Origin of the sequence: Caballeronia ptereochthonis (genome assembly GCF_001545075.1) — a bacterium.
In the GTDB taxonomy this organism is placed as follows: Bacteria; Pseudomonadota; Gammaproteobacteria; order Burkholderiales; family Burkholderiaceae; genus Caballeronia; species Caballeronia ptereochthonis.
In genome coordinates this window covers 47,721-67,421 of the sequence record NZ_FCOB02000027.1, presented here as the reverse complement: position 1 = coordinate 67,421, position 19,701 = coordinate 47,721, and the positions used below count along the sequence as shown (strand labels likewise).

General features: G+C 66.3%; 18 protein-coding genes. 7 read left to right on the top strand and 11 right to left on the bottom strand.

Annotated features, from left to right (window positions below; all coding sequences use genetic code 11):
* The first annotated feature begins 31 nt into the window (after window positions 1-31).
* Both ispH and hpnH read left to right on the top strand, forming a co-directional pair.
* Complete coding sequence (ispH, locus tag AWB83_RS25810) at window positions 32-994, top strand: 4-hydroxy-3-methylbut-2-enyl diphosphate reductase (protein WP_087048460.1); 963 nt, start codon at window positions 32-34, stop codon at window positions 992-994.
* Between the two features lie 13 nt (window positions 995-1,007).
* On the top strand, window positions 1,008-2,162 hold the full coding sequence (hpnH, locus tag AWB83_RS25805) for an adenosyl-hopene transferase HpnH (RefSeq protein WP_087048459.1): 1,155 nt from the start codon (window positions 1,008-1,010) through the stop codon (window positions 2,160-2,162).
* A gap of 147 nt (window positions 2,163-2,309) precedes the next feature.
* On the opposite strand, the gene AWB83_RS25800 is transcribed toward hpnH, so the two are convergent.
* Both AWB83_RS25800 and AWB83_RS25795 read right to left on the bottom strand, forming a co-directional pair.
* Window positions 2,310-2,504 (bottom strand): YbdD/YjiX family protein, encoded by a 195-nt coding sequence (locus AWB83_RS25800; protein ID WP_087048496.1) that lies wholly within the window; start codon window positions 2,502-2,504, stop codon window positions 2,310-2,312.
* 27 nt (window positions 2,505-2,531) lie between these two features.
* Window positions 2,532-4,616, bottom strand: coding sequence for a carbon starvation CstA family protein (locus AWB83_RS25795; RefSeq protein WP_087048458.1), 2,085 nt, complete (start codon window positions 4,614-4,616; stop codon window positions 2,532-2,534).
* Window positions 4,617-4,780: 164 nt separating this feature from the next.
* Between AWB83_RS25795 and AWB83_RS25790 the strand changes: the two genes are divergently transcribed.
* On the top strand, window positions 4,781-6,208 hold the full coding sequence (locus AWB83_RS25790) for a cache domain-containing protein (protein WP_087048457.1): 1,428 nt from the start codon (window positions 4,781-4,783) through the stop codon (window positions 6,206-6,208).
* Entirely contained in the window at window positions 6,198-6,836 is a 639-nt protein-coding gene (locus tag AWB83_RS25785; RefSeq protein WP_087048456.1) for a response regulator, read from the top strand. The genes AWB83_RS25790 and AWB83_RS25785 overlap by 11 nt, the downstream gene beginning before the upstream one ends.
* A gap of 30 nt (window positions 6,837-6,866) precedes the next feature.
* Here the strand turns inward: AWB83_RS25785 and AWB83_RS25780 are convergent, their stop codons facing one another.
* Window positions 6,867-7,484 carry an MlaC/ttg2D family ABC transporter substrate-binding protein gene (locus AWB83_RS25780; protein WP_087048455.1) on the bottom strand — a complete coding sequence of 206 codons (618 nt, stop codon included), beginning with the start codon at window positions 7,482-7,484 and terminating at the stop codon, window positions 6,867-6,869.
* 262 nt (window positions 7,485-7,746) lie between these two features.
* Between AWB83_RS25780 and hpnN the strand changes: the two genes are divergently transcribed.
* Window positions 7,747-10,407 (top strand): hopanoid transporter HpnN, encoded by a 2,661-nt coding sequence (hpnN, locus tag AWB83_RS25775; RefSeq protein ID WP_087048454.1) that lies wholly within the window; start codon window positions 7,747-7,749, stop codon window positions 10,405-10,407.
* Window positions 10,404-11,399, top strand: coding sequence for an MlaA family lipoprotein (locus AWB83_RS25770; RefSeq protein ID WP_087048453.1), 996 nt, complete (start codon window positions 10,404-10,406; stop codon window positions 11,397-11,399). The genes hpnN and AWB83_RS25770 overlap by 4 nt, the downstream gene beginning before the upstream one ends.
* A 41-nt stretch (window positions 11,400-11,440) precedes the next feature.
* Here the strand turns inward: AWB83_RS25770 and AWB83_RS25765 are convergent, their stop codons facing one another.
* The 8 genes from AWB83_RS25765 to AWB83_RS25730 form a co-directional block, all read right to left on the bottom strand.
* Entirely contained in the window at window positions 11,441-11,914 is a 474-nt protein-coding gene (locus AWB83_RS25765) for an acyl-CoA thioesterase (protein WP_087048452.1), read from the bottom strand.
* 124 nt (window positions 11,915-12,038) lie between these two features.
* Window positions 12,039-12,695 carry a phosphorylase gene (locus AWB83_RS25760; RefSeq protein ID WP_244197888.1) on the bottom strand — a complete coding sequence of 219 codons (657 nt, stop codon included), beginning with the start codon at window positions 12,693-12,695 and terminating at the stop codon, window positions 12,039-12,041.
* 74 nt (window positions 12,696-12,769) lie between these two features.
* On the bottom strand, window positions 12,770-14,746 hold the full coding sequence (gene shc / locus AWB83_RS25755; RefSeq protein ID WP_087048450.1) for a squalene--hopene cyclase: 1,977 nt from the start codon (window positions 14,744-14,746) through the stop codon (window positions 12,770-12,772).
* Window positions 14,746-16,023, bottom strand: a complete 1,278-nt coding sequence (gene hpnE, locus AWB83_RS25750) for a hydroxysqualene dehydroxylase HpnE (RefSeq protein ID WP_087048449.1) — start codon at window positions 16,021-16,023, stop codon at window positions 14,746-14,748. Before hpnE ends, shc begins: the two co-directional genes overlap by 1 nt.
* Complete coding sequence (gene hpnD / locus AWB83_RS25745; protein ID WP_087048448.1) at window positions 16,023-16,871, bottom strand: presqualene diphosphate synthase HpnD; 849 nt, start codon at window positions 16,869-16,871, stop codon at window positions 16,023-16,025. Before hpnD ends, hpnE begins: the two co-directional genes overlap by 1 nt.
* Before the next feature lie 249 nt (window positions 16,872-17,120).
* Window positions 17,121-18,062 (bottom strand): sensor domain-containing diguanylate cyclase, encoded by a 942-nt coding sequence (locus AWB83_RS25740; protein WP_087048447.1) that lies wholly within the window; start codon window positions 18,060-18,062, stop codon window positions 17,121-17,123.
* Between the two features lie 19 nt (window positions 18,063-18,081).
* Complete coding sequence (locus AWB83_RS25735) at window positions 18,082-18,705, bottom strand: chemotaxis protein CheC (protein ID WP_087048446.1); 624 nt, start codon at window positions 18,703-18,705, stop codon at window positions 18,082-18,084.
* Window positions 18,698-19,066: a response regulator gene (locus tag AWB83_RS25730; protein WP_087048445.1), complete on the bottom strand. Its 369-nt coding sequence runs from the start codon at window positions 19,064-19,066 to the stop codon at window positions 18,698-18,700. Before AWB83_RS25730 ends, AWB83_RS25735 begins: the two co-directional genes overlap by 8 nt.
* Window positions 19,067-19,182: 116 nt before the next feature.
* Here AWB83_RS25730 and AWB83_RS25725 point away from each other — a divergent pair, with 116 nt between their 5' ends.
* Complete coding sequence (locus AWB83_RS25725) at window positions 19,183-19,464, top strand: hypothetical protein (RefSeq protein WP_087048444.1); 282 nt, start codon at window positions 19,183-19,185, stop codon at window positions 19,462-19,464.
* Window positions 19,465-19,701 lie beyond the last annotated feature (237 nt).

Sequence of the window (19,701 nt, the reverse complement as noted above, 5' to 3'; positions counted from 1 at the left end):
GAAACCCGCGTCAGTCGGAGTTCGTTCGAATATGCGTATTATCCTTGCTCAACCCCGCGGCTTTTGTGCGGGCGTGGTCCGTGCGATCGAAATCGTCGATCGGGCCCTCGAACGGCATGGCGCACCGGTTTATGTGCGTCACGAGATCGTTCATAACCGTCATGTCGTCGATAACCTGCGCAGCAAGGGCGCACGTTTCGTCGAAGAGCTCGATGAAGTGCCGCACGGCGCGGTCGCGATCTTCAGCGCGCACGGCGTCGCGCAAAGCGTCGAGAAGGACGCGCAGGCGCGCGGCCTGGACGTGCTCGACGCCACCTGCCCGCTCGTCACCAAGGTTCACGTGCAGGGCCGGCAGTACGTGTCGCAGGGGCGTACGCTCATCCTGATCGGGCACGCGGGGCATCCCGAAGTCGAAGGCACGATCGGGCAGATTCCCGGCAAGGTCGTGCTCGTGCAGAGCGAAGCCGAAGTCGAGAAGCTGACGCTCCCAGCCGACACGCCCGCGGCGTACGTCACGCAGACGACGCTTTCCGTCGACGACACGCGCGGCATCATCGACGCCCTGCAGCGCCGCTTCACGGATATCGTCGGCCCGGACACGCGCGACATCTGCTACGCGACGCAGAATCGCCAGGCCGCCGTGCGCGAGCTGTCGGGCCAGGTGGACGTGCTGCTCGTGGTCGGCGCCACCAACAGTTCCAATTCGAACCGCCTGCGGGAAATCGGCGCCGAGAGCGGCGTACCGAGCTACCTTGTCGCGGACGGTTCGGAGATCAAGCCGGAATGGTTTGCCGGTGTGCAGACGGTCGGCATCACGGCGGGCGCCTCGGCGCCCGAGGAAATGGTCAAACATGTGATCGATGCCCTGCGCGCGTTCGGCCACGTCGAAGTCACGACGATGGACGGCCGCGAGGAAAAGGTCGAATTCAAACTCCCCGCGAAGCTCATGCAGCCGCTCGCCGCCATTGCGGCCACGGCGATTCGCGAAGAATAAGGAGATCAGACAATTGTCTATCCCGATGCTTCAGAAGGCCCGCGTTGGCGCCTACATCTTCAAACAGCACCTGACGCGCAACAAGCGCTACCCGCTCGCGCTGATGCTCGAACCGCTGTTCCGCTGCAACCTCGCGTGTAACGGCTGCGGCAAGATCGACTATCCGGATCCGATCCTGAACCAGCGGCTGTCGCTCGAAGAGTGTCTCGGCGCCGTCGACGAATGCGGCGCGCCGGTCGTATCGATCGCGGGCGGCGAGCCGCTCCTGCACAAGGAAATGCCGCAGATCGTGAAGGGCATCATCCAGCGCAAGAAGTTCGTGTATCTCTGCACGAACGCGCTCCTGATGGAAAAGAAGATGGACGACTACCAGCCGAGCCCGTACTTCGTCTGGTCCGTTCACCTCGACGGCGACAAGGACATGCACGACCATTCGGTCTCGCAGGAAGGCGTGTACGAGAAGGCGACGAAGGCGATCCGCGAAGCGAAGCGCCGTGGCTTCCGCGTGAACATCAACTGCACGCTGTTCAACGATGCCGATCCGGACCGCGTCGCCAAGTTCTTCGACACGCTGCGTCCGCTGGGCGTGGACGGCATCACGGTTTCGCCGGGCTACGCGTACGAGCGCGCGCCGGATCAGCAGCACTTCCTGAACCGCGACAAGACCAAGAACCTGTTCCGCGAAATCTTCAAGCGCGGCAACAACGGCAAGAACTGGTCGTTCAGCCAGTCGACGCTGTTCCTCGACTTCCTCGCGGGCAACCAGACGTATCAGTGCACGCCGTGGGGCAACCCGGCGCGCACGGTGTTCGGCTGGCAAAAGCCGTGCTATCTGCTCGGCGAAGGTTACGTGAAGACCTTCAAGGAACTGATGGAAACGACCGAGTGGGACAAGTACGGCACGGGCAAGTACGAGAAGTGCGCGGACTGCATGGTCCACTGCGGCTTCGAGGCGACCGCCGTGATGGACACGGTGGCGCATCCGCTCAAGGCCGCGAAGATCGCGCTTTCGGGCCCGCGCACGCACGGCGCTTTCGCGAAGGACCTGCCCATCGACAGTCAGCGCCCGGCCGAGTACGTGTTCTCGAAGCATGTCGAGATCAAGCTGGAAGAGATCGGGCGCATGCAGAAGAACAAGGGCGCGAAGCAGACCGCGGCGGCGCATTGAATTGCGGTTGAGTCTGTAGAAGCGCGAAGGGCGGATGGCTTGGGGTCATCCGCCCTTTTTGTTATCCGGCTATTCTTCGCTCAAACCAAAAAACGCGACGGCTCGTCACCGTCGCGTTCTCATCGATTGCCGCCAAACAGCATCGAATCAGCAGCACTTCCCCGCCCCCGACCCGTACCTCGCCTCCTGCCGCTCGCGGAAGAACTCCGCGTAGCTCATCACGGGCTTGTCCGGGTGCGTCGCCTGCATGTGCGTGACGTACGCATCGTAGTCGGGCATCCCGACCATCAGGCGCATCGCCTGGCCGAGATACCGTCCCGCTTGTCGAAGATCGCTGAACATCGCAGCCTCCATTTATCGCCGCTGCGATCAGTGACCCGAGCGCACAGCCGTGCCGGCACCCGCGGGCATGGCCTCGAAAGGCGTCTCGCGCACGGTCGGCTTCGCTTCGCGACGTGCGCGCAACACCGACAGCACGCCATACGCCGCAATGCTCACAACCACGAAGATGAAGAGCCCTGCAAGCGCCGCATCGACGTAATCATTGAAGATGATGCGCTGCATCTCCGGCAGGGACTTCGCCGGCGCCATGACCTTGCCCGCGTCATAGGCCTCGCGCAGCTTGCCCGCGTGCGCGAGGAAGCCCACCTTCGGATTCGCGTCGAAGATCTTCTGCCAGCCGGCCGTCAGCGTGCAGATGAGCAGCCACGCGGTCGGCACGAGCGTGACCCACGCATAGCGCTCGCGCTTCATCTTGAAGAGCACGACGGTGCCGAGGATCAGCGCAATGCCCGCGAGCATCTGGTTCGAGATGCCGAAGAGCGGCCACAGCGTGTTGATGCCGCCGAACGGATCGACTACGCCCTGATACAGGAAGTAGCCCCATGCGGCGACGCAAAGCCCCGTCGCAACCAGATTCGCAGGCAGCGATTCCGTGCGGCGCAGCGCCGGATGGAACGTGCCGAGCAAGTCCTGCAGCATGAAGCGGCCGGCGCGCGTGCCTGCATCGACGGCGGTCAGGATGAAGAGCGCCTCGAACAGAATCGCGAAGTGGTACCAGAAGGCCATCATCGCCGGGCCGCCGATCACCTGGTGAAGAATCTGCGCCATGCCGACCGCGAGCGTCGGCGCGCCGCCGGCACGCGCAACGATGGTCGTTTCGCCCACGGCCTTCGCCGTCGCGGTGAGCATGTCCGGCGTCAGCGCAAAGCCCCAGCTCGACACCGTCTGCGCGACCGCTGCCGGCGTCGTGCCGAGCAGCGCGGCCGGGCTGTTCATCGCGAAGTACACGCCCGGCTCGATCACGCACGCGGCGACCAGCGCCATGATCGCGACGAACGATTCCATCAGCATCGCGCCATAGCCGATGAAGCGCATGTTCACTTCGTTGTCGATCATCTTGGGCGTCGTGCCCGACGAGATCAGCGCGTGGAAGCCCGACACCGCGCCGCACGCGATCGTGATGAAGAGGAACGGGAACAGGTTGCCCGACCACACCGGACCCGAGCCATCGACGAACTTCGTGAAGGCCGGCATCTTGAGTTCGGGCGCGACGATCAGAATGCCGATTGCGAGGCCGAGAATCGTGCCGATCTTGAGGAAGGTCGACAGATAATCGCGCGGCGCGAGCAGCAGCCACACCGGCAGCACCGATGCGACGAAGCCGTAGCCGATCAGGATCCACACCAGCTGCGTGCCGGTGAATGTGAACAGGGGTGCGAGCGTCGCCGATTCGGCGACCTGGCCGCCGTACGTAATGGCGAGCATCAGCAGGACAAAGCCGATGATCGACACCTCGCCGATGCGCCCCGGCCGGATGTAGCGCGTGTAGATGCCCATGAAGAGCGCGATCGGAATCGTCGCGGCCACGGTGAACGTGCCCCACGGCGAATTCGTCAGCGCCTTCACGACGATCAGCGCGAGCACCGCGAGAATGATCACCATGATGAGGAACGCGCCGAACAGCGCGATCACGCCGGGCACGGTGCCCAGTTCCATCTTGATGAGATCGCCCAGCGAACGGCCGTCGCGGCGCGTCGAGATGAACAGCACGACGAAGTCCTGCACCGCGCCCGCGAACACGACGCCCGCGAGAATCCACAGCATGCCGGGCGTGTAGCCCATCTGCGCGGCGAGCACCGGACCGACGAGCGGACCTGCGCCCGCGATGGCCGCGAAGTGGTGGCCGAACAGCACGTACTTGTTGGTCGGCACGTAGTCGAGGCCGTCGTTGTGACGCACGGCCGGCGTCATGCGCAGGCCGTCGAGTTGCAGCACCTTGCCCGCGATGAAGCGCGAATAGAAGCGGTAAGCGATGAGATAGACGCAGACCGCCGCGATGACGATCCACAGTGCGCTGATACGCTCGCCGTGCGCGAGTGCGATGGTGCCGAATGCGAACGCGCCCAGCAGCGCGAGCGCGATCCAGACCAGGAATCCGGAAGCCCGATTCATGGTGTCTCCTTTTATTTGGCCCTTGGGGTAAGCCCTTGGTGTCGATCCATGCGCCGCAGCGACGCATTGGGCGGTAGTATTCGCCTTCGCCCAAAGCCTTACAAGCGCACAACTACGTACCCGACCTACGTAGAATCACGTAGCAAGAAACGCATCACGAGCCGATGAATCTCAAGGCAAAAATCTTTCTGCTGGCGATCGTGCCGTTCGCGCTGGCGATCGGCGGCATCACGTACGGCGTGCGCCAGCAGGCGGAATCGCTCGCGCAGGCGCAGCATGCAACCACGCAGGCCGCGTACATGTCGAGCAAGGAGATCGAGCTGCGACATTACGTCGAGCTCGCGAAAAGCGCGATCGCGCCGTACTACGACGCGCCCGCGAACGATCCGAGAAGCGACGACGAACGCCGCCGGCTCGCGCTCGACGCGCTGCAGCGGCTCGATTTCGGCCAGGACGGCTACTTCTTCGTCTACACGATGCACGGCACGTCGCTGATGCATCCGCGCCAGCCCGATCTCGTCGGGCGCGATCTGTGGCTGATGCGCGATCCGAAAGGCGCGTTGACCATCCAGGAGCTCATCGAGCAGGCTTCGCGCGGTGGCGGCTACGTGCGTTACGTGTGGCGGCGGCCGTCCACCGGCATGCTCGCGCCGAAGCTCGGCTATGTCGTGCCGCTCGAGCGCTGGGGCTGGATGATGGGCACGGGCATCTATCTGGAGGATGTCGAAACGACGCTCGCGCGCATCGATGCGCAGGCCGCCGCGAACATCGCGCACACGCTGATGTGGATCGGCGCGATCGCGCTCGCCGCGCTCGGGGTCATCGCGCTGTGCGGCGCGGTGCTCAACATCAGCGAGCACCGGAGCGCGGACGCGAAGCTCAAGCGCCTCGCGCGGCAAGTGGTGGAATCGCAGGAGCAGGAGCGCGCGCGCCTGTCGCGCGAACTGCACGACGGCATCAGCCAGATGCTCGTCTCCGTGAAGCTGCTGCTCGAATCGGCGCTCGCGCGTTTCGAGCGCGGCGCGGCGCGCGAGCCGACCGCGGAGGCCGCGCTCGCGACGAGCCTCGGACGGCTCTCCGGCACGCTGCGCGAAGTGCGCCGCATCTCGCACGCGCTGCGCCCCGCGATGCTCGACGATCTCGGTCTCGCCGCCGCGCTGGAGCAGCTCGCGCGCGAGTTCGACGGTCAGGGCGGCGTCGAGGTGCGCTTCGGATCGATGTCGGACGGCAAGCCTTGTGCGGCGCAACGCACGACACTTCCCGACCCGGTCAACACCGTGCTCTTTCGCATCGCGCAGGAAGCGCTGACCAACATCGCGCGCCACGCGCACGCGTCGCGCGCGGCGCTGACGCTCGACATCGCGACGCACGCCGTCACGCTCGAGATCTCCGATAACGGCCGCGGCTTCGACGCGCACAATGCGTTCTCCGATCCGGCGAGCGGCGTCGGCCTGCGCAACATGCGCGAGCGGCTCGACACGCTCGGCGGCACGCTGGCGATCAGTTCGCAACTCGGCCGCACGGTCATCGCCGCGACCGTGCCGTTGCCACTCGCGGCGCCCAATCTGCAAGGACACACCGATGAGCGCTGAACCCGCACGCATCATTCTCGTGGACGATCACCCGCTCGTGCGCGACGGCCTGCACGCGCGCCTCGACTCGGTGCCGCATCTGCGCGTGATCGGCGAAGCGGGCAACGCCGGCGAAGCGCTCGCGCTCGCCGCCGACGAGTCGAACCCGCCCGATCTCGTGCTGATGGACGTGGGCATGGCGGGCATGAGCGGCATCGAGCTGGCGGCGCGCTTTCACGAGCGCTTTCCGGGCATCCGCGTGCTGATGTTGTCAATGCACGACAACGTCGAATACGTGACGCAGGCCGTGCGCGCGGGCGCGAGCGGCTATGTGCTGAAGGACTCGCCGTCCGCCGAGATCATCCAGGCGATCGACGCGGTGCTCGCCGGCAAGACCTTCTTCAGCGCGGGCGTCGCGGCCCGCATGATCCAGGCACGTTCGATGCAGACGCCGCTCGAGCGCCTGACGCCGCGCGAGCTCGACATCCTCGACGCGCTGGCGGAAGGCTTGTCCAGCAAGCAGATCGCGCAGCAACACCGGCTTTCCGTGCGCACGGTGGAAACGCATCGGCTGAATTTGAAGCGCAAACTGGATATCGATGGCCAGGCCGAGCTGATCAAGTTCGCGGTGGAGCACCGCCGAAAGTGACGCCCGGCCGGCCGGAAGGACGCGAGCGCGTCAGCCCGCGGAACGGGCGTTGTGCTCGGAGAGGAACTTGATGAGACCGTCGACGCCGCCCTTTTGCAGCTGGCCGGCGAACTGTTGCTGATAGACCTGGATGAGCCAAGCGCCCATCATGTCGATGTCGTAGATCTTCCAGCCCTGCGGCGTCTTTTGCAGGCGATAGCGCACGGGATTGTCGCCGCCCGTGGAAATGACATGCGATTCGACGACCGTGTCCTTCGTGTTGGCGTCGACGTTGGGCGCGTCGAAGCGGAACTTCACGTCCTGATCGCGCAATTGCGAGAGGGACGCAGCATACGTGCGGACCAGAAGCGTCTGGAACTGATCGTAAAGCTGCTTCTGCTGGTCGGGCGTGGCGCTCGCCCAGGCCTTGCCGACCGCGATGCGCGTCGTGCGCTGGAAGTCGGTGGCGGGCAGGAAGCGCGTTTCGACGAGCTGCGTGATCTTCGCCATGTCGCCGCCGCGCGCCTGCGGGTCGGCCTTCATCGCGTTGACGGTGCCCTCGACGGCGCTCTTGACGACTGAATCGGGACTCGTTTGTGCGAGCGCCTCGCCGGCGAACGACATCGAGGCAAGGAGGAAAGCAAAGCAAATAGACAGATAGTGTTTCATGGCACCCGTTCTCTAATCAGGTTTGGTGGCGCGGGCTCTGCGGCCTTCAGGCGTTGCGAGGGCGACCGAATGGCGACGAAGTCAGTATACCGACACCGCAGCGCCGCAACAGTTCAAGCACGGAGTGTTCCGGCGCGCCCGGTATACTTGCGCGACACCCGTGTCGTGTCATGAAAATGATTCGGAACCCGGCGGCCGGCATCATGCAATTCGCGCTCGTTGAAAGCGCAAGAACAACAGGACACCCCCAGGTAGCGTCTTCATGCTGACGTCCAACATTACCCGCTTCGTCACACTCTCCATCCGCCGCCCGGCGTGGATTATCGCCGTTTCGCTGCTGCTTGGCGTGCTGAGCACGATTTATGTCGTCCAGCACTTCAAGATCAGCACGGACGTCAGCCAGCTGATCGAGGCCGAGCCCGAGTGGGCCGCGCGCAGCAACGCCATCGACGAGGCGTTTCCGCAGCGCGGCGCGACGCTCCTGATCGTCGTCGAGGCGCCCGCGCAGGAGTTCGCCGCTGCCGCCGCGAACGATCTCGCCGCCGCGCTCGCGAAGGAGCCGGACCGCTTCAAATCGGTATCGCAGCCCGCGGGCGGCGCGTTCTTCGAGCACAACGGCTTGGTCTACCTGCCGACGGACAAGGTCGAGCAGATCACGAAGCAGCTCGTTTCCGCGCGCCCGCTCATCAACACGCTCGCGCACGACCCCACGCTCACCGGTCTCGCGCAGACGCTCAACACCACGCTCAATCTGCCGTTGCTGACGGGTCAGGTCAATCTCGGCCAGATGGCCGGCCTGCTCGGCAAGAGCGCGACCGTGCTGGACCGCGTCCTGGCGAATCAGCCCGCCGCGTTCTCCTGGCGCGGCCTGGCGGATTCGTCGACGAGCGATGCGCCCGGGCGCGCGTTCGTCACCGTGCTGCCGGAGCTGAACTTCAACGCGCTGAAGGCGGCGGCGGGCACATCGGAGGAGATTCGCGCGAAGGCGGCGGAGATCGGCATCGACAAGAAGTACGGCGCGACGCTGCATCTGACCGGCGCGCAGCCGCTCGCCGACGAGGAGTTCGCGTCCGTGCAGGACGGCGCCGTGCTCAACGGCGTGCTGACGTTCCTCGTCGTGCTGATGATCCTGTGGGTCGCGCTGCGCTCGAAGCGCATGATCTTCGCGGTGTTCATCACGCTGTTCGTCGGGCTCGCGATCACCGCCGCGCTCGGCCTCATGATGGTCCACGCGCTCAACATGATCTCGGTCGCGTTCATGGTGCTGTTCGTCGGCCTCGGCGTGGACTTCGGCATTCAGTTCGGCGTGAAGTATCGCGAAGAGCGCTACAAGCACAAACGGCTCGACGTATCGCTCGCGGAAACCGCGCGCCATGTCGCCGTGCCGCTCACGCTCGCCGCCACCGCGACCGCCGCGAGCTTCTTCTCGTTCCTGCCTACCGCGTATCGCGGCGTGTCGGAGCTGGGGCTGATCGCGGGCGTCGGCATGTTCGTCGCGTACGTGACCAACATGACGCTGCTGCCCGCGCTCATCAAGGTGTTCGCGCCGCCCGGCGAAGCGCATTCGCCGGGCTTTCCGGTGCTGGCGCCCGTCGATGAATTCCTCGACCGGCACCGCAAGCCGGTGCTGATCGGCACGCTCGCGGTCGTGATCGGCGCGCTGCCGCTGCTCTTTCAGTTGCGTTTCGACTTCAATCCGCTGCATCTGAAGGACCCGCACACCGAGTCGATGATGACGCTCGCCTCGCTCAAGGATTCGCCCGAGGGCGCGGTAAACGACGTCGCCGTGCTCGCGCCGTCGCTCGCGGAGGCGGACCGGATCGCCGCGAAACTGCAAGCGCTGCCGGAAGTGGAACGCGCGACCACGCTTAGCTCGCTCATCCCCGCCGATCAGCCGAAGAAGCTCGAGCTCATCAAGGCCGCCGCCGCTCAACTGCTGCCCGCGCTCGATCAGCAGACCGCGTCCTCCGTGACGGACGACGTGCGCGTCGCGGCGCTGAAGCGCGTGTCGAGCCAGCTCTCGCTCGCCGCCGACGAGCATCCCGGCCCGGGCGAGAAGGAAGCAAAGCATCTGTCGCAAACGCTCGCGAAGCTGGCCCAAGCCGACGCCGCCACGCGCGACCGCGCCGAGCACGCGATGGCCGAACCGCTGCGCCTCGCGCTCGCGCAACTGCGCGCGCTCCTCACGCCGACCGAGATCACGCGCGCGACGCTGCCGCCGCAGATGGTCGAGACCTGGGTGACGCCGAAGGGTCAGGCGCTCGTCGACGTTTCCCCGAAAACGCCGCCCGGCGTCGATCCCAGCGACGACACGCTGCTCGCCCATTTCGCCGATGCCGTGCAGAAGGCCGAGCCCGACGCGATCGGCGGGCCGATCTCCGTGCGCCATTCGGCCGAGACGATCATCAAGGCGTTCCAGCAGGCCGCGCTGTACTCGCTCATCGCGATCTCGGTGCTCTTGTGGATTGCGCTGCGCCGTTTTGGCGACGTTCTGAGAACTTTGGTACCGTTGCTGGTTTCCGCGATCGTGACCCTGGAGCTGTGCGTCGTCTTCAGGATGCCGCTCAACTTCGCGAACATCATCGCGCTGCCGCTCATGCTGGGCGTCGGCGTGGCGTTCAAGATCTATTTCGTGATGGCGTGGCGCTCCGGGCAGACGCGGCTGCTACAGTCGAGCCTCACCCATGCCGTTATGTTCAGTGCGGCCACGACCGCGACCGCGTTCGGCAGCCTGTGGTTCTCGCATCACCCGGGCACGTCCAGCATGGGACGGCTGCTGGCGCTGTCGCTCTTTTGCACGCTGATCGGCGCCGTGGTCTTCCAGCCCGTCCTGATGGGGAAACCGCGCAAGGTGCGCGCGGCGGACCGGGCGAAGCTGCGCGCGGCGCGACGACATGACAACCTTAGAGGAATTGAAGAATGAAGTCGGGATCGACGGCTTTGACCGCTCGCGCAGTACGTAGATTGGGATTGAGTTTGGCCATTGCGGGCGCGCTCGCGACCACAGGCTGCGCAACCGGTCCGGACCGCAATCCGAAAGACCCGCTCGAGCCGATGAACCGCAAGATCTTCACGTTCAACGACACGCTCGACACCTACGTCGCGAAGCCCGTCGCGCAGTTCTACGTCGATTACACGCCCAGCCCGTTCCGCACCGCCGTCAGCAACTTCTTCTCGAATCTCGGCGATTTCTCCAACTTCGCGAACAACCTGCTGCAGTTGAAGATCACCGACGCGACGCAGGATCTGATGCGCATCGCGATGAACTCGGTGTTCGGCATCGGCGGCCTGATCGATATCGCATCGCCCGCGGGCTTGCCGAAGCACCATCAGGACTTCGGTCTCACGCTCGGACACTACGGCATGCCGTCGGGGCCGTATCTCGTGCTGCCGCTGCTCGGTCCGAGCTCGTTCCGTGACGCGACCACCTGGGCCGTCGACTGGCGCGTGAATCCGCTGAGCTACTCCGAAGCCGAGATCCGCTGGCCGCTGTACGGGTTGAACTTCGTGAGCGCGCGCGCGGACCTGATCGGGGCGACCGACCTGCTCTCGCAAGCCGCGCTCGACAAATACGCCTTCGTTCGCGATGCGTACACGCAGCGCCGCCAGTATCTGCTGACGGGCGGAGGCGCCGCCTCACTGCCCGATTACGGCGACGAGGGCGCATCGGCGCCCGAAGGCGCGAGCGCGCCGGAAGGAGCCAGTGCGCCGGGCTCGACCGGCGGCGGCAGCACGGGGCAAGGCTTGCCGACTTACGTGGATCCGGGCGCGGCGGCGTCGCCGGCGGGCGGCGTCGGCGGCAAGGCGCCCGCGCCACAGGAGAACGCACCGAAGGGCGCGCCTTCGCCGAGCTCGAGCAAGGCGCAGGGCCTTCCGCAGTACGAAGATCCCGCGGCGCAGCCCGCGGGCAAGTGAGCCTTCGAAAGCAAACGGGCGCCTGAGCGCCCGTTGCGCTTTTAGTGCGCGGCTTCCTCGACCTCTTCCTCGATCAGATCGTCGCCTGAAATCTTGGGCGCTTCCACCGCGCGCTGGTCGCGGCGATACGCCTCGAACAGCTCATCGGCATAGAGGATCTGCGTGCGGCCGTGCGGCGCAGGCTCGCCCTGCTCGTTCAGGTTCACGAACACCATCTTCTCGACAGTCAGGATGCTCTTGCGGGTGATCTTGTTGCGCACTTCCGCGCGCAGCGTGATCGACGTGCGGCCGAAATGCGTCGCCGTGATGCCCAGCTCGATGATGTCGCCCTGGCGCGCCGAGCTCACGAAGTTGATCTCCGACATGAACTTGGTCACGACGCGCTGGTTGCCCAGCTGCGAAATGGCGTAGATCGCGGCTTCCTCGTCGATCCAGCGCAGCAGGCTGCCGCCGAATAACGTGCCGTTCGGGTTCAAGTCTTCCGGCTTGACCCATTTGCGAGTATGAAAATTCATCTGATACCTCCCTTTCCTGCCGCGGCGTGGCTTCGACCGGATCGAGCCGCGCACTTGATTAGGGTTTTCCCTGATTATATCGAGATAGGGGTTAACCCGCAAAAAGCAAGATCGAGAGGAAAGATCAGTCGAATGCCAGCGCCCGCGCGGTTTCGAGCGCGTGCCGCGCCTGTACGAGGGTCGCGCGGGCGTCGCGGGCATCGGAAGCCAGCTTGAGAAGTGCGCCCAGTTGCGCGGGCTCGTGCAGCAGTTCTCGCAGGATTGGACCGATGGCGGTGGTGCCGTCGTCGCGCAAACCGGCGGTGGCGGCGGGCGGCAGCGTGCGCCAGGCCGGGTCGACGACCGCCCGGCACACGGCGAACGGCAAGCCGCGCGCGGTCGCGATCGCTCCGGCGATATGCGATTCCATGTCGACGGCGAGCGCGCCCGTCGAACCATGCAGCGAGCGCTTTTCCGCTTCGCTCTTCACCGGCGCGGTGACGCCGGCCATCTTGCCGCGCCGCGTGACACGCGCGACGGGCGTGCCCGCGAACGCATCGACGATGCGCGCCGACCACGCCGCGTCGGTCCGAAGCTCGCCGAACGGGCCGCACACGCTTTCCGCGACGATCAGCGCGCCCGGCGCGAGATCCGGCGCGAGTCCGCCCGCCGTGCCGAAGCTGATGATGCCCGAGCAGCCGCGCGCGATCGCATCGGACAGTGCGCGCTCGAGCCAGTCGGCGCGCGCCGCGAAGACGACATCGACGCCGCGACCGCGAACGATCTTCGCCTCGAACGCCATGCCGGTCACGGCGATGACCGGCGAGCGAGGCGCCGCGTTGCGCAGCGCGCGGGCAGAACGGGCGTCGGGGGCGTTCACATCGCCGCCGTCACGCGCGTGAGGCCTTCGCGCGTCAGATTGCGGTAGCGCGCCAGCGCCCACAGCGGGAAGAACTTGCGATAGCCGTGGTAGCGCAGATAGAAGACGCGCGGAAAGCCCGTGGCGGTGAAGCGCGTCTCGTCCCAGAGGCCGTGCGCCTGCTGCGTGCGCATCAGATACTCGATGCCGCGCGCGACCGCCGGATGCTCGACGAGCCCCGCCGCCATCAGCCCGAGCAACGCCCACGCGGTCTGCGACGACGTGCTCGGCGCCTGCTCGTAGCCGCGATAGTCGAGCTTGTAGCTCTCGCCGTCCTCGCCCCAGCCGCCGTCCGCGTTCTGGATGCCGACGAGCCAGTCGGCGGCGCGCTTCATGCGCGGATCCGTCGGCGCGACGCCGGCGGCGTTGAGCGCGCACATCGCCGACCAGGTGCCGTAGATGTAGTTCAGTCCCCAGCGGCCGTACCAGCTGCCGTCGCGCTCCTGCCCCTTCACGATGTAGTCGAACGCGCGGCGCGCGGGCTCGCTGTTCACGGACGTTTCGCCAAGCTGCGCGAGCATCGACAGGCAGCGCGCGGAGACATCGACGGTCGGCGGATCGAGCAGCGCGCCATGGTCCGAGAATGGGATGTTGTTCAGGTAGTACTGCGTGTTCTCGGGCTCGAACGCGCCCCAGCCGCCGTCGCTGCTCTGCATCCCGACGACCCATTCGCGCGCCCGCGCGATCGACTCGCCGTACATCGCGGTGCCGTTCTCGCGATCGGCGCGCTCCATCGCCATGGCGACGACGGCCGTGTCGTCGACGTCGGGATAATGCGGGTTCGCGAACTGGAATGCCCAGCCGCCCGGCCGCACGTTCGGGCGGCGCGAGATCCAGTCACCGCGCACGTCGAGAATCTGCAGCGGAAGCAGCCATTCGAGGCCGCGCGCAACCGCCGCGCGCGCCTTCGGCATGCCGGTCTCGAGCAGCGCGTGCGAGGCGAGCGAGGTATCCCACACCGGCGACAGGCAGGGTTGGCAATAGGCTTCGCCGTCGTCGGCTTCGTCGATGACGAGGAGCTTGTCGAGCGACTTGCGCGCGATCGCGCGGTTCGGATGCTCGGGCGGAAACCCAAGCACGTCGTACATCATGACGGAGTTGGCCATCGCCGGGAAAATCGCGCCGAGTCCGTCCTCGCCGTTCAGCCGCTCGTCGACGAAGCGCACCGCCGCCTCGATCGCGCGCTCGCGGCCGGCTTTCGGCAGAAGCGGGTCGGCCACGCGCAGCACGGCATCCACCACGCGGAAGAACGCGAACCAGCCGCGGCTCTGATGCCCCGCGCGCTCCGGCATGCCGGTATTGACCGGCGGATTCGTGAACACTTCGTCGATGCGCACGCCGCGCGGATTGCGCGCCTTCGGGCGCTTCGCGTTGAGCACGAGCATCGGCACGATCACCGTGCGCGCCCAGTACGACACCTTCGACAGATGGAACGGGAACCACATCGGCAGGCGCATGATCTCGACGGGCATCATCGGCACCGCGCGCCACGACACCACGCCGAAAAGCGCAAGCAGGATGCGCGTGAACACGTTCACCTTCTCCGCGCCGCCCGCGGCGAGAATCGCGCGGCGGGCACGCTGCATATGCTCGGCATCGGGCGAGTCGCCGATCATCTTCAGCGCGAAGTACGCCTTCACGGTCGCGGAAACGTCCATCGCGCCGCCGGTGAAGAGCGGCCAGCCGCCGTCCTCGCGCTGGATGCGCCGCAAATAGCGGCCGATCTTCGCTTCGAGCTTCTCGTCGGCCGTTTCGCCGAGATAGTGGACGAGCAGCACGTATTCAGCCGGAATGGTTGCGTCGGCTTCGAGTTCGTAAAGCCAGTAGCCTTCGGGGTGCTGCGCCGCGAGCAGCGCATCGGTAGCCAGGTTGACTGCGGTATCGAGCGCGGCGGCGGATACCTGCGCGCCCACGGCCAGGGATAAATCGTTCATCAGCGTTCCATCGATGGGTTCAACAGCGTGTCCGCGGCCTTCTGGCCGGAGCGGATCGCGCCTTCGATCGTCGCGGGCAGGCCGGTCGCCGTCCAGTCGCCCGCGAGCGTGAAATTGGGCCAGCGCGTGCGCGTGGCGGCCCGCAAGCCTTCCTGCGCGGGCACGGCGGCAAACGTCGCGTGCTCCTCGGCGACGACCTGCCAGGGCGGCGTCGGCACGGCGGGCATGCGCATCGCCTGCGCCGTTTCCCGCCACACCGCCTGCGCGAGCGCTTCGTGCGGCGTCGCGAGCCATCGGCCGGCGCTCGCGAGCGTGACCGACAAGCGCCCGTCGGCCGCGAAAATCCGGTCCGGCATGCCGTTGAGGAGGCACGTCAGCGGCGCCGAAGCGGGCGGCGCGTCCACGGCGAAATGCACGGTAACGATTGCGCGCGTTTCATCCGGCGCGCTCAGATCCGGCATCAGGCGGCGCGCCGCATCCGGCGGCACGGCGAGCACCACGCCGTCGTCCGGCCCGAGCGCGACCGGTTCGATCGCGCCCTCGAAAGCCAGCGAGCTTACACGCTCCTTCGAATCCGTGCCCGAAATGCCGATGCCCGCCACGCGCGAGCCGAGCCGGATGTCCGCGCCGCCGTATTGCAGAAGACGCAGCGCGGGCTCGACGAACGAGTGCGACAGCCCGCTTTTCGCGAGGAGCGGACGGCACGCCTGACCGCCCGCCGCGACCGTCTCGCGCAGCAGGCTGCCGGCGAGCTCCGCGCTCGCCTCGGACGGATCGGCGTTGAGCATCGCGCGCAGAAGCGGGCGCACGAGCAGGCTCCAGACGCGATCCTTGCGCCGCACCGATTCCTCCACCGTGCGGCCCGGCCTCGCCCAGAAGAGCGGCAGGAACGACAGATAATCGGCGGGCCGCGTGCCGGGCACGCGCGCATCGGCGTCGAAGATCCAGCGCGGCAATCGTCCCGGCGACATGCGGATCGTCCACGCGTCGCCGCTCGCCACATCGAAGAACGGATACTCGGCCTGCGTCGGGCCGGTCAGCGTATCCGCCGCGCCGATCGCGCGCAGATATGACATCGTCGATTGATTGCCCGATAGCAGCAGATGATTGCCGTTATCGATGGTGATGCCGAGTTTGGAATCGAAGTAGGAGCGGCAGCGGCCGCCCGCGTGAGCCGCCGCCTCGTGAAGCACGACGCGCGCGCCGCGCCGCTGCGCCTGCACCGCGGCCGCGAGGCCGGCCATGCCCGCGCCGACGACGAAGACCCGCCGGGACATCAGATCAGGTTACGCGCCACGATCCACAGCAGGCGCGAACGCGGCGTGCGCACGCGCGTGCGCGGCAGGTCGAAGCCGCGTTTCAGATTGGCGTCGAGCACGGTGCGATATGCCGCCGACATGATGCGCGGGGCGCGCACCTGCGAACGCGGCGACGCCGCCATGATCGCGTCGGACTGGGCGTAGTGGCCTTTCGCGCGCTCGGCCAGTACGGCACAGACGCGCGGCAGCCGCGCATCGCCGACGATGCTCGCCGGGTCGGTCGTCGAGATGCCTTCGCGCGCGAGCAGCTCGCGCGGCAGATACACGCGGCCGATCTCCGCGTCTTCGTCGATGTCGCGCAGGACGTTGGTCAGTTGCAGCGCGCGCCCGAGATGGTGCGCGAGACGCCGCCCGGCGTCCTCGTGCATCCCGAAAATCCTCACCGACAGCCGGCCCACCGCGCTCGCCACGCGATCGCAATAGAGATCGAGCGTGGCTTCGTCGGGCGCGACGATATCGCCGGCGGCGTCCATCGCCATGCCGTCGATCACGGCCTGGAAGTCGTCGCGGGAAAGCTGGAAAGCCTGGATGTAGTGCGTGAGCGCCTCGAGCGATTTCTTCGGCGTGCCGGCATAGCACGCGTCGATGTCCTCGCGCCAGCGGTCGAGCGCGAGCGCGCGCTCGCGGCGCGGCAGGGTGCCTTCGTCGGCGATGTCGTCGACCGCGCGACAGAACGCGTAAATCTGGTACATCGCGTCCCGCTGGGCGGCGGGAAGGATGCGCATCGCGAGATAGAACGAGCTTCCCGACGACGTTTTCGCGGCGTCGGGAGCAGGATCGTCAGCGATGATGTTGGAAACGGCCAAGACGGACTCCGCTGTGGCGCCCCCACGGGCAAAAATTAAGAGATCAGGCGACGGTTTCGAAGCGACCCGATGCGCGCGGAACACCCTGGCGCTTGCGTGATACTCGGGGCCGATCGAAGGAGGAAGCCGGCGCGAGCCGGCTGCGACTGCGCCGGAAGCGGCAAAGAGTATATCAATACTTTGCCCGATTGCGCCCGAGCCGCGCCGTGCAAGGCACAGCGGCCGATGCGGGAGGCGGGCCGGGCAGGCTCAGGCGAACCCGACTGCCCGATTCCGCCCTTCGCGCTTGGCCGTGTAAAGCGCCGCATCGGCCTCGTTGATGAGCGCCTCATACGACGAGGTGACGCCGGTCCGGGCACGCGCCGCGCCGACGCTCGCGGTGACCGGCACGCGCGCGCCCTGCACGTCGAAGGGCGTCTCGCCGATTGCGCGACGCACCTTCTCCGCGACGACCATCGCGTCGTCGAAAGTCGTACACGGCAGAAGCAGCGCGAATTCCTCGCCGCCGAAGCGTCCGAACACGTCCTGCACGCGCACGCTCCTCGCGACGCGCTCGGCCATCACGCGCAGCACGGTGTCGCCGACGAGATGGCCCAGGTCGTCGTTGATGCGCTTGAAGTGGTCGAGATCGAACAGCAGCATCGACAGTTCGCCGCCGTAGCGCTGCCAGCGCGAGAACTCGTCGCGCAGGCGCAACTCGAAATAGCGCCGGTTCGCAATGCCGGTCAGGCCGTCGCGATCGGCGAATTCCTGCAGCTTCGCCACGGCTTCGTCGCGGGCACGCTGCATCATGCTCGCGTGCGTCACGTCGGAAATCGTCACGCAGACCGCGCGCACCTCGCGCTCGTGCGTGAGCGGCATGAAGGTGCAGTCCTGCTGCATGAAGTCCACGCCGCCGGTGATTGGCCGGTCATGGTCGAACTTGAAGAGATACGGCCGCTGCTCCCACGAGCTGAAAGTGAAGCTGCCGAGCTGGAAGACGCTTTCGACCTTGCGCGTGAACCATACGCGCGGCAGTTCGGGAAAGCTCGAAAAAATGGACTTGCCGATCACCTGCTCGGCCGTCCTGCCGCTGTGGTCCGCCATGAAACGGTTCCACATCAGCACGTTCAGGTCGCGGTCGAGCACGAAGATGCCGAAGCCCACGCGCTCGATCACCAGTTCGCTCAGCACGTGGCGCAGTTCGTCCATGCTCACGATCGCATCCCGCTCAGAGACTCGAGAGAAGCGCGTCGAGCGCCTCGTTCAGATGCGCGATGGCATCCTCCGCCATCAGCATCACGAGATGAGCCCGGAAGCTGTGGTCCTCCAGCGCGAAATTCACTTCGAGCAGGAGCGCCGTCTTCCACGCGAGCATGGCGGGCTGGAAGACCTCGTCGAGGCCGATGTCCGAGCCGAGCATGCCCGGCGGCGAGAAGATCGGCGAGCGGCCGAGGCGGTCGAGTATGCACGACACGCACGCGCCCATCAGCACGGTGGCGACGTCGAAGACGAGCTCGGTGCGCGTCGTCGCCTCGTAGGTGGATTTGGTGTACGGATCGTCGACGAGCGCGCACAGCTGATCGACGCTGCCGCTCTTGCACAGCACGATCGCCTCGCCCTTGATGTCCGAGCGAAAGCCCTGGCGCACGGCCGTGACGGTATCGGTGATGCCGGTCATCTCGCGCAACGCGGCGGACGCGTCGGCCACGCTCACCACGCGCACGCGCGGCACCGACAGCTCGATGAACGTGCCGAGCAGCTTCGAGAGGCGCGTCGCGGCCTGCCCCATCGCCATGTTGGCGACTTCCTGGAGCGCATCGCGCTGGTCTTCGTTCAAGGCGGCTTCAACCATGGAGACCGTACTCCTTCAAAACGGGACGCAGCGCTTCGGGCGTCACCGGCTTCGGCAGGAACGCCATCGCGCCGAGCGCGCGCACCCGCTCCTGGGCCATCGGCTGCACGTCCGCGGACACGACGATCACGAAAGTGTTCAGATCCTCGTGCTGCAAGGCGTCGAGCACCTGATAGCCGGTCATGTCGGGCATCGTCAGATCGAGGAACATCACCGAGGCGCGGCCCGCCCGATAGTGCTCCAGCGCCTCCCGCCCATTGGTCGCGTAGGAAATCTCGACGTCCCAGTCCTTGGGCAGCGCGCGCGTCAGCACCTTGCGTGCGAGCAGGGAATCATCGGCAATGACAATCGGCAACGGCATGGTCGGCGAAATCGTTAAGCGGTTTTCGGGCTGAGGACAGTCATGTCAGCGCACACGGCATGCTCTCGCATTTGATTACGGCGTTCCGGCAGCGAACTTTACGGCGAGTGTCACGGATGAACCGGGGGCCGGCCTTTCGCACGGCGGGACTGCGGGCGCTGTCGGCCGTGCAATTCGTCGGCGACGAGCCATGCGCGGCGCATGTGGGCGTAGGCGCGCCATGCGGCGGGCGGGCGGGCGGGCGCGGCGCGGTGGGCATTCGCATCGCACACATTGCGGACTGGGTCTCGAACGGCGTCATGTTGCCTGCCCCGTGCATGATCCGGACGGTGTACGGACCTTGGCCTTTTTCTCCTCGCCTGGTCGCGCGGCTCGCCGGCTTGCGCCGCTCGAGCTGACTGTTTCCCCGGTACGCGCCGCGAGGCTGCTTTCGTCTGCGACGCACGCTCTGGCGGCGTATACGTCGGAGGATTGCATTGTCTGACTAACAGAATGTCAAAGCAACTCGTCAGAACGCCAAGCGCGAATTGATCCATCGAAATAATGTAAAAAACGGGATATTCTTACTCTTACAAACATGATGTGATACGTTTTCATACTTTTGTGTACGTTTGCGCTTCCGATAATCTCGCTAA

What these genes read in the sequence shown, in the direction of transcription:
- AWB83_RS25785 (WP_087048456.1), top strand. Translation starts at nt 6,198, where the DNA reads ATGAGCGCTGAACCCGCACGCATCATTCTCGTGGACGATCACCCGCTC.
- shc (WP_087048450.1), bottom strand. Translation starts at nt 14,746, where the DNA reads ATGAACGATTTATCCCTGGCCGTGGGCGCGCAGGTATCCGCCGCCGCG.
- hpnE (WP_087048449.1), bottom strand. Translation starts at nt 16,023, where the DNA reads ATGTCCCGGCGGGTCTTCGTCGTCGGCGCGGGCATGGCCGGCCTCGCG.
- AWB83_RS25770 (WP_087048453.1), top strand. Translation starts at nt 10,404, where the DNA reads ATGAAGTCGGGATCGACGGCTTTGACCGCTCGCGCAGTACGTAGATTG.
- AWB83_RS25780 (WP_087048455.1), bottom strand. Translation starts at nt 7,484, where the DNA reads ATGAAACACTATCTGTCTATTTGCTTTGCTTTCCTCCTTGCCTCGATG.
- AWB83_RS25760 (WP_244197888.1), bottom strand. Translation starts at nt 12,695, where the DNA reads ATGGCGTTCGAGGCGAAGATCGTTCGCGGTCGCGGCGTCGATGTCGTC.
- AWB83_RS25740 (WP_087048447.1), bottom strand. Translation starts at nt 18,062, where the DNA reads ATGGACGAACTGCGCCACGTGCTGAGCGAACTGGTGATCGAGCGCGTG.
- hpnN (WP_087048454.1), top strand. Translation starts at nt 7,747, where the DNA reads ATGCTGACGTCCAACATTACCCGCTTCGTCACACTCTCCATCCGCCGC.
- AWB83_RS25800 (WP_087048496.1), bottom strand. Translation starts at nt 2,504, where the DNA reads ATGTTCAGCGATCTTCGACAAGCGGGACGGTATCTCGGCCAGGCGATG.
- AWB83_RS25725 (WP_087048444.1), top strand. Translation starts at nt 19,183, where the DNA reads ATGAACCGGGGGCCGGCCTTTCGCACGGCGGGACTGCGGGCGCTGTCG.
- AWB83_RS25765 (WP_087048452.1), bottom strand. Translation starts at nt 11,914, where the DNA reads ATGAATTTTCATACTCGCAAATGGGTCAAGCCGGAAGACTTGAACCCG.
- AWB83_RS25790 (WP_087048457.1), top strand. Translation starts at nt 4,781, where the DNA reads ATGAATCTCAAGGCAAAAATCTTTCTGCTGGCGATCGTGCCGTTCGCG.
- AWB83_RS25730 (WP_087048445.1), bottom strand. Translation starts at nt 19,066, where the DNA reads ATGCCGTTGCCGATTGTCATTGCCGATGATTCCCTGCTCGCACGCAAG.
- AWB83_RS25795 (WP_087048458.1), bottom strand. Translation starts at nt 4,616, where the DNA reads ATGAATCGGGCTTCCGGATTCCTGGTCTGGATCGCGCTCGCGCTGCTG.
- AWB83_RS25735 (WP_087048446.1), bottom strand. Translation starts at nt 18,705, where the DNA reads ATGGTTGAAGCCGCCTTGAACGAAGACCAGCGCGATGCGCTCCAGGAA.
- ispH (WP_087048460.1), top strand. Translation starts at nt 32, where the DNA reads ATGCGTATTATCCTTGCTCAACCCCGCGGCTTTTGTGCGGGCGTGGTC.